This window comes from Klebsiella scottii (assembly GCF_036561945.1).
Taxonomy (GTDB): domain Bacteria; phylum Pseudomonadota; class Gammaproteobacteria; order Enterobacterales; family Enterobacteriaceae; genus Klebsiella; species Klebsiella scottii.
The window spans coordinates 74,202-85,807 of sequence record NZ_JARXNI010000017.1 but is presented as its reverse complement, the minus strand read 5'-3'; the positions used below and the strand labels follow the sequence as shown (position 1 = coordinate 85,807).

The window sequence follows — 11,606 nt, the reverse complement described above, 5'->3', positions numbered from 1 at the left end:
CTAATCTTGACTGCCATCACCGACATCAATCATTCCCCTTGTTAAATTAGCCTCCTGCTAAGGAGGTAGGCGATGTTAGGTTGGGTAATTGCTTGTCATGACGATAAAGCGCAGGAACTGCTGGACCGTCTGGAAAAAAAATATGGCCCGCTGACGCAGTGTCGGGCGGTGAACTACTGGCGTAATCTCAGCAGCAATATGCTGAGCCGGATGATGTGCGACGCGCTGCACGCAACCGATAGCGGCGATGGCGCGATCTTTCTGACCGATGAAACCGGTGCGGCGCCGTATCGGGTCGCGGCGCTAATGAGCCATAAGCATACCCACTGCGAAGTGATCTCCGGAATCGACTATCCATTGTTAGAGAGAATGTATCTTCTGCGCGAGAGCCTGAGCAGCGAAGCGTTTCGCGAGGCGATAGTCAGCGCCGGAGGCCCGGTAGTCAGCAGCCTCTGGCACCAGCAGCAAAAGAATCCGCCTTTCCGCCTGCTGCATGAAGCGTTCGGCAATTAGGCGTTGGTATTGATGCCGCTTTTGTTACAATGGCGGCAGTTTCTTTCCAGCGGTTAGACGTCGATGTTTGCCCGAATCTTTGCTCTGCTCCTCCTGCTGACGTCGCTCAGCGCCTCTGCCAGCCTGTTAAGCCAACAGGGCGTTCCTGCTCGCTATATGCAAACCGCTGAAGACGCGGTTATCTGGGCGCAGATCGGCAATCAGGTGGTCAGCGTCGGTAATATCCGGGCCGGGCAAATTATTGCCGTCGTGCCGACGGCCGCCGATTATTATGAATTTAGCTTCGGCTTTGGTACCGGTTTTATCGATAAAGGCCATCTGCAGCCGGTGCAGGGTAAGCAGCGGGTGGAGGACAGCCTTGGCGATTTGCATAAGCCGCTGAGTAATCAAAACCTGCTCACCTGGAAAGATACCCCGGTTTACGACGCGCCATCCAGCGGCAGCGCGCCGTTCGGCACGCTGGCCAATAATTTGCGCTATCCGATAATCAGTAAGCTGAAAGATCGGCTGAATCAGACCTGGTTTCAAATTCGTATCGGCAATCGCCTGGCGTGGGTCAGTAGCCTGGACGCCCAGCAGGATAACGGCATTCCGATCCTCACCTATCATCATATCCTGCGTGATGAAGAGAACACCCGCTTTCGCCATACCTCGACCACCACCTCCGTACGCGCCTTCAGCAACCAGATGACCTGGCTGCGCGACCAGGGCTACACCACCCTGACCATGTATCAGCTGGAAGGCTACGTGCGCAATAAGATCAACCTGCCGGCGCGTGCGGTGGCGATCACCTTTGATGACGGCCTGAAATCGGTCAACCGCTACGCCTGGCCGATCCTCAGGCAGTATGGCTTTCACGCCACGGCGTTTATTATCTCCTCGCGCATTAAGCGCCATCCGCAGAAATGGGCGCCTAAATCGCTGCAGTTTATGAGTATTTCTGAGCTGAAGCAGATTCAGGACGTCTTTGACGTGCAGTCGCATACCCATTTTCTGCATCGGGTTGATGCCTGGCATCATCCGATTCTGCTAAGCCGCAGCTACCACAACATCCTGTTTGATTTTGAGCACTCGCGCCGCGCCTTGACGCAGTTTAATCCGCACGTGCTGTATCTCTCCTATCCGTTTGGCGGCTATAACGCCACGGCGGTCAAAGCCGCGAACGATGCCGGTTTTCATATGGCGGTGACCACGGTGAGAGGGAAGGTGAAACCCGGGGATAATCCGTTCTTATTGAAGCGGCTCTATATTCTGCGCACGGATTCGCTGGAGACGATGTCGCGGCTGATCAGCAACCAGCCGCAGGGATAGCTCGACGCCCGTCCTGAGCAGGGCGTCGCAAGGCATCAGGCAACCTGGACCGGAATGGCTTTGGCCTGGCGCTTCATTTCGTTGTCGCCTTCAAAATAGGCGACCTTTGGCCTCCAGCTGCGGGCTTCTTCATCGCTCATGGTGACGAAGCTGGCGATGATCAGAATATCGCCGACGCTGGCGCAGTGCGCCGCCGCGCCGTTAACGGAAATGATTCTGGAGCCGCGCTCGGCGGCGATGGCGTAGGTGGTGAAGCGGTTACCGTTAGTCACGTTCCAGAGATGGATCGCCTCATTTTCGAGGATCCCGGACGCATCAAGGAAATCCTGGTCAATAGCGCAGGAGCCTTCATAGTGCAGATCGGCCTGAGTGACTTTTACGCGGTGGAGTTTGCCCTGCAGCATATTACGAATCATAGTGTCTACCTTTATTCCCGTCATACTTCAAGCGGCATACAGGCTGGCTGCACTCGAACTATTGCGGGTATCTACCTGACGAAAACGAAGCGGATATCGCATCCGCTTGAGCAAATGCCGGGCAGTATTGCCCGGTTTTTAACCTTTGTCTACAGGCCGAGCTCGACGATTTTGTTGTCGATAAGACGCGCCTGGCCGAGCCATGCTGCCATCAGGATCACCGCCCGTTGGCTGGTTTCCGTCAGCTCCAGCAGCGTATCCGCATCGCGGATCTGAATATCGTCGGAGCGGAAGCCCTTTTCGTCCAGCTCCTGCCCGGCAAGGGTAATCATTTCATCCAGATTACGATCGCCGGCCGCCAGCTTTTCCGCCACGCTATTCAGCACTTTATACAGCCCTGGGGCGATCTTGCGCTGATCAGCGGTAAGGTAGCCGTTGCGTGAACTGAGCGCTAAGCCATCTTTGGCGCGGATAATCGGTACGCCGATAATCTCGATATCGTAACCCATGTCGGCAACCATCTTGCGGATCAGCGCCAGCTGCTGGAAATCCTTCTCGCCAAAGCAGGCAACGTCCGGCTGCACCAGGTTGAACAGTTTGCTGACGATGGTGGAGACGCCGCGGAAGTGGCCCGGACGGCTGGCCCCTTCAAGCATGGTCGACAGGCCTGGAACATCGACGTAGGTCTGACCTTCGGTACCGTGCGGATAGATTTCCGCCGGAGCCGGTGCGAATACGAAGTCCACTTTGCGTTTGTTCAGCTTCTCGCAATCGTCCTGCAGCGTGCGCGGGTAGCGCGTCAAATCGTCAGGGCGGTCGAACTGCATCGGGTTAACGAAAATGCTGACCACCACGACGTCAGCGCTGGCTTTCGCTTCATCAACCAGCTTCATATGACCGTCATGCAGGTTGCCCATGGTGGGGACCAGCGCAATGCGCTTGCCTTCCTGACGTAAACGGCGGATATGCTGACGCAGCAGCGGCAGGGATTCAATAATCAGCACAACAAGACTCCTTAATGGAAACTGTGTTCTTCGCCCGGATAGACGCCGGACTCCACTTCGGCAATATACTGCCGTACCGCCGCGCGTATGTCGCCTGCTGCGGCGAGGAAATTTTTAGCGAATTTAGGGATATGGCCGCCGGTGATGCCGAAGGCGTCATGCATAACGAGGATTTGCCCGTCGGTAACGTTGCCCGCGCCGATGCCGATCACCGGGATGGTCAACGCGTCGGTAACGCGCTGGGCCAGCGCGACCGGCACGCACTCCAGCACCAGCAGCTGCGCGCCTGCGGCTTCCAGCGCCAGCGCGTCGTCAAGCAGCGTTTGGGCCGCATCGCCGCGTCCCTGAACCTTATAGCCGCCAAAAACGTTAACCGACTGCGGCGTCAGGCCAAGGTGACCACAAACCGGCACCGCCCGTTCCGTCAGCATTTTTACGGTCTCAGCCAGCCACGCGCCGCCTTCGATTTTGACCATATTCGCCCCCGCGCGCATCACCACGGCGGCATTGGCAAAGGTCTGTTCCGGCGTGGCGTAGGCCATAAACGGCAGGTCGGCGAGCAGCAGGCAGGCCGGAGCGCCGCGACGTACTGCCTGGGTGTGGTAGGCAATGTCTTCGACCGTCACCGGCAGCGTGGAGTCGTGGCCCTGTACCGTCATGCCCAGCGAGTCGCCAACCAGCATCACGTTGATGCCTTCATCGGCAAACAGCCTGGCGAAGCTATAGTCGTAGGCGGTGATCGTGGCGAAGCGCTTCTTCTCCTGTTTGCATTTCTGCAGCAGGGCGATAGTGGTTGGTTTCATAACGTTTCCTGATGATGAAAGTCATATTAACCGGCATTCTAACAGCAGCATTGGAGGGGGCAACGGTTTTAGGCAACCGATGACCACGATTGCCGTAATTGCTTAAAGCCGCGGGGACTACCAGAGGGCGGGTTTATCGGCAGCGAGCCGGGTCAGTACGGTGCGTAACGCGACGCCGTCAGGAAAATGGAGTTCAGGGGCAATCTCAAACAGCGGCCACAGCATAAAGCCGCGGTTTTTCATGTCGTAATGCGGCACCGTCAGGCGTTCGCTGTCAATAACCTGCTCGCCAAACAGCATGATATCAAGATCGAGCGTGCGCGGGCCCCAGCGTTCGGCCTTGCGTTCGCGACCCTGCTGCAGCTCGATGCGCTGGGTATGATTCAGCAACTCTTCTGCGGCAAGCCCGGTCTCCAGCGCGACGGCGGCGTTAAGGTAGTCAGGCTGATCCTGCGGTCCCAGCGGCGGCGTGCGGTAGAAAGAGGAGACGGCGACGATCCGGCTGTTGGGGATCTCCGCCAGCGCAGCGACGGCAGCATTAACCTGCTCCAGAGGAGCGGCCAGATTGCTGCCGAGGGCGATAAAGGCGAGCGTCATGCGCCGCCCGGGCGCGGGGCGCGTTTGCGTGGGCGACGATGACGGCGGCGCGGTGCCGGCTCTTCATCGAGTTCGTTCAGCATATCTTTTTGATCTGGCGGCGGGGCTACCTGGAACTCGCCCCACCATTTGGTCAGGCGCAGCAGCTCGCCGTTCTTTTCGGCGCCGGCGCGCAGCTCAAGCAGATCGTACGCGGCGCGGAATTTTGGATGCTCCATCAGCTTCCACGCGCGTTTGCCCTGGCGGCGGGACATCCGCAGCTGCAGCTGCCAGATGTCGCGAACCAGGGTGGTGATGCGCTTCGGAATCGCCAGCGTACGGCAGGCTTCGTCCAGCACGTCGTTCATCGCCAGCAGGAAGGCGTCGTTGTACGCCAGGCCGCTTTCCTGGGTAATTTTCTGCGCCATTTCCAGCAGCGGATACCAGAACATCACCGCAAACAGGAACGCCGGATTAACGCGCATATCGTTATGGATGCGGTTATCCGTGTTCTTCAGAACCTGGGTGATGATGTGCTCCATCGGACTATCGCCGTGCTCGGTAAAGTAGCGGGTGATGGTCGGGAACAGCGGCTGGAACAGGTTGTATTCGCGCAGCAGCATATAGGTATCAAAACCGTAGCCCGCCTGCAGCAGCTTCAGCACTTCTTCAAACAGACGCGCCGGAGGGACGTCGTGAAGCAGCGCCGCAAGGCGCGGGATCGGCTCGGCGCTTTCTGCGCTGATGCTCATATTGAGCTTGGCGGCAAAGCGCACCGCGCGCAGCATGCGTACCGGATCTTCGCGGTAGCGGGTTTCCGGATCGCCAATCAGGCGGATAACGCCTTCCTGCAGATCCCTCATGCCGCCAACGTAATCGCGCACGGTAAAGTCGGCAACGCTGTAGTAAAGGCTGTTAATGGTGAAATCGCGGCGCTGGGCATCTTCTTCGATGGAGCCGAAGATGTTATCGCGCAGCAGCATGCCGTTCTGGCCGAGCTGCGAGGTTACGCGATCGGTCGTATGCCCTTCGTGGTGACCACGGAAGGTGGCGACTTCGATAATCTCCGGCCCGAACATGACGTGAGCCAGACGGAAACGGCGGCCGACCAGGCGGCAGTTGCGGAACAGTTTACGTACCTGATCCGGGGTAGCGCTGGTGGTGACGTCGAAATCTTTCGGTTTCTTGCCAAGCAGGAGGTCGCGTACGCCACCGCCGACGAGATAGGCTTCGTAGCCCGCCTTGTTCAGTCGATAGAGCACCTTGAGGGCATTATCACTGATATCTTTGCGGGAAATTGCATGCTGTTCACGCGGGATAACCGTCATATGCGTTTGTTCGACGGCGGCTTCTGCCTCGCGTTCCTCACGGCTTAGCACCTTACGGCAAAAATTAGCGACTCGGGTAAAAATGTTGCACCTCGTAGTGTCAGACTGACTTCAGGACCAAAAAGCTACTCTATGGACTTCAGATTGCAGCACGGCGACAGGCTTGTGGGCTCCCGGTTGCATAGCGAACTATGTCACCTGGGCGGACAAATGCGGCTATCGCAGCGGCAATGCGTAAGGCGATGAGTAAAAATTGCGGCTAATCATAGCTCAGCGGGAGCCATTTGAGAATGCTGGATTTTTTCCGGTTTCCAGTTCGCTACCGCCTGTTTGAGTAAATCATCGATACTCAACGCTCGCCATTCCTGCTCAACATCCTGATTAAGAAACATTAGCGCCCGTATAATTTCGGGACGCGGATCGCCTTCCGGCAGCGCCGGGGCGTGATTTTGTTTGGAGAGTTTATTCCCCTCGGCGTTCAGCGCCAGCGGCAGATGCATATAATCCGGCGCCTGCCAGCCGAAGTGCTGGTAGAGCGAAATCTGCCGCACCGTGGGCTCAATAAGATCGGCGCCGCGGACTATCTCGCTCACTCCCTGGAAACGATCGTCCACCACTACCGCAAGATTATAGGCGAACAGGCCGTCGCGGCGGTGGATAATAAAATCTTCGCGCGCCAGCGGCTCGTCGGCAACGATGGTGCCGCGCAGCTGGTCATAAAACGCGAGAACCGGCCGGGTTTGGCGTATGCGCAGAGCGGCGTTCTGAGCCGGCAGCCGCAGGTCGCGGCAGTGGCCGTCATAGACGCCGCCGACGGAGTGAATACGCGCGCGGGTGCAGGTGCAGTAATAGCAAAGCCCCTGCTCATGCAGCCAGGCAAGGTGCTCGCGGTAGGCTTCATGACGCTGCGACTGCCACAGCACTTCGCCATCCCAGTGCAGTCCGTAGTGCTCAAGCTGGCGCAGAATGGTATCGGCAGCGCCGGGAACTTCCCGCGGCGGGTCGATATCCTCAATGCGTACGCGCCAGATCCCGTTTTTTGCCCGAGCCTGTAGATAGCTGCCGAGTGCGGCAATCAAGGAACCGAAATGGAGTTCGCCGGAAGGTGAGGGGGCAAAGCGGCCTGTATAGCGTGAGTCATTCATGGTCTATAGAGCATGTAGGCGGGAGAAACTCCCGCCGGAGATACGATAGCGAAGTGGATTAGCCAGCCATCTGTTTTTCGCGAATTTCCGCCAGAGTTTTGCAATCGATGCACAGATCTGCGGTCGGACGCGCTTCCAGACGGCGAATGCCGATCTCAACGCCACAGGATTCACAAAAGCCGAAATCTTCGTCTTCGACTTTCTTCAGTGTTTTCTCGATCTTTTTGATGAGTTTACGTTCGCGATCGCGGTTACGCAGTTCCAGGCTGAATTCTTCTTCCTGAGCAGCACGATCTACCGGGTCCGGGAAGTTAGCTGCTTCATCCTGCATGTGTGATACGGTGCGATCCACTTCATCCCTGAGTTGATTACGCCATGCTTCAAGAATACGCTTGAAGTGCGCTAGCTGGGCTTCATTCATATACTCTTCGCCCGGTTTCTCTTGGTACGGCTCCACCCCAGCGATGGCGAGAATACTCAGGGACGATGTTTTACGGTTTTGCCCTTCTTGCATGTTGCTTCTCCTTAACACGCACTATCGATCCCCATGGTGGGGGAAAAATCAGGCCGCTATAAATAGCAGATGCTTTTCCGGATAGCAATTATCTAAACGTTACACTTGACAACCCTGTGAAGAAAAGCGTATTTGCGCTCGCGACCCGGACACTATTTAGCCGTTTGTTTACCGGGAGTTAACACCACGGTAATCGGCTTATTCAGAGTCATCATCTCGGTAGAAAGTTCCGCTTTATATGCGAGAATTTCAACCCCCTTGGTTTGCGCTTCAATCAATAGCTGTGCGTATCTGGCATCAATGTGGTGAGCGGGAGAAAAACGGTCGATCGCCGAATGCAGCACGGCGAACAAAATAACCGCCCGATCTCCCGCTGCCGCCACGCCCATCAGCTCCCGCAGGTGCTTCTGGCCGCGCTCGGTGACCGCATCGGGGAAATAACCGCTCTCTTTTTCCGCTAAGGTAACCGATTTCACTTCAATATAGCAGTTTTGTCGATCTTCTGCCTGTAACATAATATCGATGCGGCTATTCTCACCACCATATTTCACTTCACTTTTCAACGTATTATAGCCAGAAAGTTCGCGAATATTTCCCGCCAGTATCGCCTCTTTCGCCAGCGTATTGGCGCGTAAAGTATTCACGCAAATTGTCGCGCCCTGCTGGGTTTCGGTTAATTCCCAGGTATGGGCATACTTGCGCTTCACGTTGTCAGAGGTCGAATACCAGACGGTATCGCCGGGGGTAGCGCAGCCGGTCATCGCCCCGGTGTTCGGGCAGTGCAGGGTCAGCTCCCGCCCGTCGGGAGTCACAACGTCGGCCAGAAATCGTTTGTAACGTTTAATCAGAACGGCGGACTGGAGCGGTGGGTTGAACTGCATCAGCTTTCCTTGTTGAAGGGATAACGTTCCAGCGCGGTATAGCGGGTACGTCCGCGGGCAAAGCTGGATTCATAAAGTACAAATTCACGGACCGCAAACGTCCAGCTGAAGCCGGGCGGCGGAATGGGGACCGCGCTGCGGGCGTCGCGCAGCAGGGTGATATGCGGGTGGAACGGCTGCGGGCTTTGATAGCAGCCGCTGCGGGCCGCCTGCGCGCGCAGCATGCTGGCCAGCTGCAGCACGCCGCGCGGCGGCTGGCGCGTACCGAGCCACACCACGCGCGAACGCAGCCACTGTCCGGCATCGTCGAGGGTCAGCGTAAAGCCGGGCTGGCGAATGCGTCCCGCCAGCGCCGCCAGCGCGCGCTGCTTATCCGCGCTGACCTCGCCAAGAAACGCCAGCGTCAGGTGCAGATTATCTTTTGCCACCGGCCTGCCGGCGTCATCCGGGAAGCTCAGGGCGCGCCAGTCGACGATCTGTCGCTGCACCTCTTCAGGCAGTTCAAGGGCGAAAAACAGCCTTTTCGGCTCGGACATGATAAATACCCGCTAATCATTTCAGTGCGATGAATGTCAACCTGCAGCGGATCTGCAACGCGAAAGACGACAAGTCTGGCGTGATGCTACAATGCCTGCCCTTGAATGTTAAGCCCTGGAGCCTTTCGTGTCCTCATTGCCGGTTGCCGCCGTCCTCCCCGAACTTCTCTCCGCTCTGCAGCAGGCGCCGCAGGTGTTGCTCAATGCGCCAACCGGCGCCGGTAAATCGACCTGGCTGCCGCTGCAAATCCTCGCGGCGGGCCATATCGACGGGCGCATTATCCTGCTGGAACCGCGCCGGCTGGCGGCGCGCAACGTGGCGCAGCGCCTGGCCGAACTGCTGGGCGAGAAGCCGGGCGATACCGTGGGCTACCGGATGCGTGCGGAAACCTGCGTCGGGCCGAATACCCGAATCGAAGTGGTCACCGAGGGGATCCTGACGCGCACGCTCCAGCACGATCCCGAGCTGACGGGCGTTGGGCTGGTGATCCTCGATGAGTTCCACGAACGCAGCCTGCAGGCGGATCTGGCCCTCGCCCTGCTGCTCGACGTGCAGCAGGGCCTGCGCGACGATCTTAAGCTGCTGATTATGTCGGCGACGCTGGACAACGATCGCCTGCAGCGGCTGCTGCCGCAGGCGCCGGTGATTACCTCCGCAGGCCGGGCTTTCCCGGTGGAGAAGCGCTATCAGGCGCTCGCCGCACACCAGCGCTTTGATGAGGCGGTGGCGATAGCCGCCGCCGAGCTGCTGCGCCAGGAGAGCGGGTCGATGCTGCTGTTTCTCCCCGGCGTCGGCGAAATTCAGCGGGTGCAGGAGCAACTGGCCGGGCGGGTTGCCGACGATGTGGCTATCTGTCCCTTGTACGGGGCGCTGCCGCTGAGCGAGCAGCGTAAGGCGATTCTGCCGGCGGCGAAGGGAACGCGCAAGGTGGTGCTGGCGACCAATATCGCCGAAACCAGCCTGACCATTGAGGGGATCCGTCTGGTGGTGGATAGCGCCCAGGAGCGGGTTGCCCGCTTTGACCCCCGCACCGGCTTAACCCGCCTGATAACTCAGCGTATCAGCCAGGCATCCATGACCCAGCGCGCCGGTCGCGCCGGGCGTCTGGAGCCCGGTATTTGCCAGCATCTGATCGCCAAAGAGCAGGCGGAACGCGCGGCGGCGCAGAGCGACCCGGAGATCCTGCAAAGCGATCTGTCGTCGCTGCTGCTGGAGCTGCTGCAGTGGGGATGTCACGATCCCGCCGAACTCCGCTGGCTGGATCTGCCGCCGGAAGCCAACCTGGCGGCGGCCCGGCGCCTGCTGACGGCGCTCTCGGCGCTGGAGGGCGGCAGGCTGTCGGCGCGCGGGCGTAAAATGGCCGCGCTGGGCAACGATCCGCGCCTTGCGGCCATGCTGACCGCGGCGGACTCTCCCGATGCGGCGGCAACGGCGGCTAAGCTGGCGGCGATCCTCGAAGAACCGCCGCGCGGCGGCAATAGCGATCTTGGCTCGGCGTTTGCCCGCCAGCAGCCTGGCTGGCAGCAGCGGGCGCAGCAGCTGCTGAAGCGCCTCGGCAGCCGCGGAGGCTATCCGGACGCGCAGCGCGCGGCGGCGCTGCTGGCGCCGGCCTTTGCCGACTGGATTGCCCGCCGACGCGGCCAGGAGGGGCGCTATCAGCTGGCAAACGGCATGGGGGCGATGCTTAACGCCGATGACGCGCTCGGACGCCATGAGTGGCTGATTGCGCCTCTGCTGCTGCAGGGAAGCTCATCGCCGGATGCGCGCATTTTACTTGCGCAACCGCTGGATATTACCGCGCTGCTGGAGCAGCTGCCGGATCTGGCGCAGCGCTCCGATACCGTGGAGTGGGATGAGGCGCAGGGAACGCTGAAGGCCTGGCGACGCACCTGTATCGGGCAGCTGGTGATCAAAACTCAGCCGCTGGCAAAACCGTCGGAAGAGGAGCTGCACCGGGCGATGCTCAACGGCATTCGCGATAAAGGCCTCAGCGTGCTGAACTGGACGGCGGAGGCGGAGCAGCTCCGTCTGCGCCTGCACTGCGCGGCGCAGTGGCTGCCGGAGGAGGCGTGGCCGGCGGTTGATGAGGCTTCGCTGCTGGCTACGCTGGAGGAGTGGCTGCTGCCGCAAATGAGCGGAGTGCACTCGCTGCGCGCGCTCAGGGCGCTGGATATTCGCCAGGCGCTGCAAAACTGGCTGCCGTGGCCGCTGCGCCAGAAGCTCGATAGCGAGCTGCCAACGCACTACGTCGTGCCGACGGGCAGCCGGATCGCCATTCGTTACCATGAGGAAAACCCGCCGGCTCTGGCGGTACGCATGCAGGAGATGTTTGGCGAAGCGACGACTCCGATGATTGCCCAGGGCCGCATGGCGCTGGTGCTGGAGCTGCTGTCGCCCGCCCAGCGCCCGCTGCAGATCACCCGCGATCTTAGCGCATTCTGGCAGGGAGCCTATCGGGAAGTGCAAAAGGAGATGAAGGGTCGCTACCCCAAACACGTCTGGCCGGACGATCCGGCAAACGCCGCTGCGACCCGCCGCACCAAAAAGTATTCGTCGCCGGGTTCGCGCTGAGCCCAGC

At 59.4% G+C, this 11,606-nt stretch carries 12 protein-coding genes; 3 read left to right on the top strand and 9 right to left on the bottom strand.

From position 1 onward, the window contains the following. Positions 1 to 72 precede the first annotated feature (72 nt). Both QFI97_RS00660 and QFI97_RS00655 read left to right on the top strand, forming a co-directional pair. Complete coding sequence (locus QFI97_RS00660; protein ID WP_095103721.1) at positions 73 to 513, top strand: PTS sugar transporter subunit IIA; 441 nt, start codon at positions 73 to 75, stop codon at positions 511 to 513. A 63-nt stretch (positions 514 to 576) separates the two neighbouring features. Beyond that, entirely contained in the window at positions 577 to 1,824 is a 1,248-nt protein-coding gene (locus QFI97_RS00655) for a polysaccharide deacetylase family protein (RefSeq protein ID WP_331834578.1), read from the top strand. A 35-nt stretch (positions 1,825 to 1,859) separates the two neighbouring features. Here the strand turns inward: QFI97_RS00655 and panD are convergent, their stop codons facing one another. From panD to thpR, 9 genes are all read right to left on the bottom strand, one after another. Further along, the gene (gene panD, locus QFI97_RS00650) at positions 1,860 to 2,240 is read right to left on the bottom strand and encodes an aspartate 1-decarboxylase (protein ID WP_095103716.1); all 381 of its coding nucleotides are present in this window, start codon (positions 2,238 to 2,240) and stop codon (positions 1,860 to 1,862) included. A 149-nt stretch (positions 2,241 to 2,389) separates the two neighbouring features. Next, positions 2,390 to 3,244, bottom strand: a complete 855-nt coding sequence (gene panC / locus QFI97_RS00645; RefSeq protein WP_041144089.1) for a pantoate--beta-alanine ligase — start codon at positions 3,242 to 3,244, stop codon at positions 2,390 to 2,392. An 11-nt stretch (positions 3,245 to 3,255) separates the two neighbouring features. Further along, positions 3,256 to 4,047: a 3-methyl-2-oxobutanoate hydroxymethyltransferase gene (panB, locus tag QFI97_RS00640; RefSeq protein WP_331834579.1), complete on the bottom strand. Its 792-nt coding sequence runs from the start codon at positions 4,045 to 4,047 to the stop codon at positions 3,256 to 3,258. A gap of 117 nt (positions 4,048 to 4,164) precedes the next feature. After that, entirely contained in the window at positions 4,165 to 4,644 is a 480-nt protein-coding gene (gene folK / locus QFI97_RS00635; RefSeq protein WP_095103713.1) for a 2-amino-4-hydroxy-6-hydroxymethyldihydropteridine diphosphokinase, read from the bottom strand. Beyond that, the gene (gene pcnB / locus QFI97_RS00630) at positions 4,641 to 6,035 is read right to left on the bottom strand and encodes a polynucleotide adenylyltransferase PcnB (RefSeq protein WP_095103712.1); all 1,395 of its coding nucleotides are present in this window, start codon (positions 6,033 to 6,035) and stop codon (positions 4,641 to 4,643) included. Before pcnB ends, folK begins: the two co-directional genes overlap by 4 nt. Positions 6,036 to 6,214: 179 nt before the next feature. Beyond that, complete coding sequence (gene gluQRS / locus QFI97_RS00625; protein WP_095103710.1) at positions 6,215 to 7,096, bottom strand: tRNA glutamyl-Q(34) synthetase GluQRS; 882 nt, start codon at positions 7,094 to 7,096, stop codon at positions 6,215 to 6,217. 58 nt (positions 7,097 to 7,154) lie between these two features. Further along, complete coding sequence (dksA, locus tag QFI97_RS00620; RefSeq protein WP_004858018.1) at positions 7,155 to 7,610, bottom strand: RNA polymerase-binding protein DksA; 456 nt, start codon at positions 7,608 to 7,610, stop codon at positions 7,155 to 7,157. Positions 7,611 to 7,762: 152 nt separating this feature from the next. Continuing rightward, the gene (sfsA, locus tag QFI97_RS00615) at positions 7,763 to 8,491 is read right to left on the bottom strand and encodes a DNA/RNA nuclease SfsA (RefSeq protein WP_095103709.1); all 729 of its coding nucleotides are present in this window, start codon (positions 8,489 to 8,491) and stop codon (positions 7,763 to 7,765) included. Beyond that, positions 8,491 to 9,027, bottom strand: a complete 537-nt coding sequence (gene thpR / locus QFI97_RS00610) for an RNA 2',3'-cyclic phosphodiesterase (protein ID WP_095103708.1) — start codon at positions 9,025 to 9,027, stop codon at positions 8,491 to 8,493. Before thpR ends, sfsA begins: the two co-directional genes overlap by 1 nt. Positions 9,028 to 9,154: 127 nt before the next feature. Here thpR and hrpB point away from each other — a divergent pair, with 127 nt between their 5' ends. Beyond that, positions 9,155 to 11,599 carry an ATP-dependent helicase HrpB gene (gene hrpB, locus QFI97_RS00605; protein ID WP_346430389.1) on the top strand — a complete coding sequence of 815 codons (2,445 nt, stop codon included), beginning with the start codon at positions 9,155 to 9,157 and terminating at the stop codon, positions 11,597 to 11,599. Positions 11,600 to 11,606 lie beyond the last annotated feature (7 nt).

Coding starts and splice junctions, on each gene's coding strand:
- QFI97_RS00660 (WP_095103721.1), top strand. CDS start 73: ATGTTAGGTTGGGTAATTGCTTGTCATGACGATAAAGCGCAGGAACTG.
- QFI97_RS00655 (WP_331834578.1), top strand. CDS start 577: ATGTTTGCCCGAATCTTTGCTCTGCTCCTCCTGCTGACGTCGCTCAGC.
- panD (WP_095103716.1), bottom strand. CDS start 2,240: ATGATTCGTAATATGCTGCAGGGCAAACTCCACCGCGTAAAAGTCACT.
- panB (WP_331834579.1), bottom strand. CDS start 4,047: ATGAAACCAACCACTATCGCCCTGCTGCAGAAATGCAAACAGGAGAAG.
- folK (WP_095103713.1), bottom strand. CDS start 4,644: ATGACGCTCGCCTTTATCGCCCTCGGCAGCAATCTGGCCGCTCCTCTG.
- gluQRS (WP_095103710.1), bottom strand. CDS start 7,096: ATGAATGACTCACGCTATACAGGCCGCTTTGCCCCCTCACCTTCCGGC.
- dksA (WP_004858018.1), bottom strand. CDS start 7,610: ATGCAAGAAGGGCAAAACCGTAAAACATCGTCCCTGAGTATTCTCGCC.
- sfsA (WP_095103709.1), bottom strand. CDS start 8,491: ATGCAGTTCAACCCACCGCTCCAGTCCGCCGTTCTGATTAAACGTTAC.
- thpR (WP_095103708.1), bottom strand. CDS start 9,027: ATGTCCGAGCCGAAAAGGCTGTTTTTCGCCCTTGAACTGCCTGAAGAG.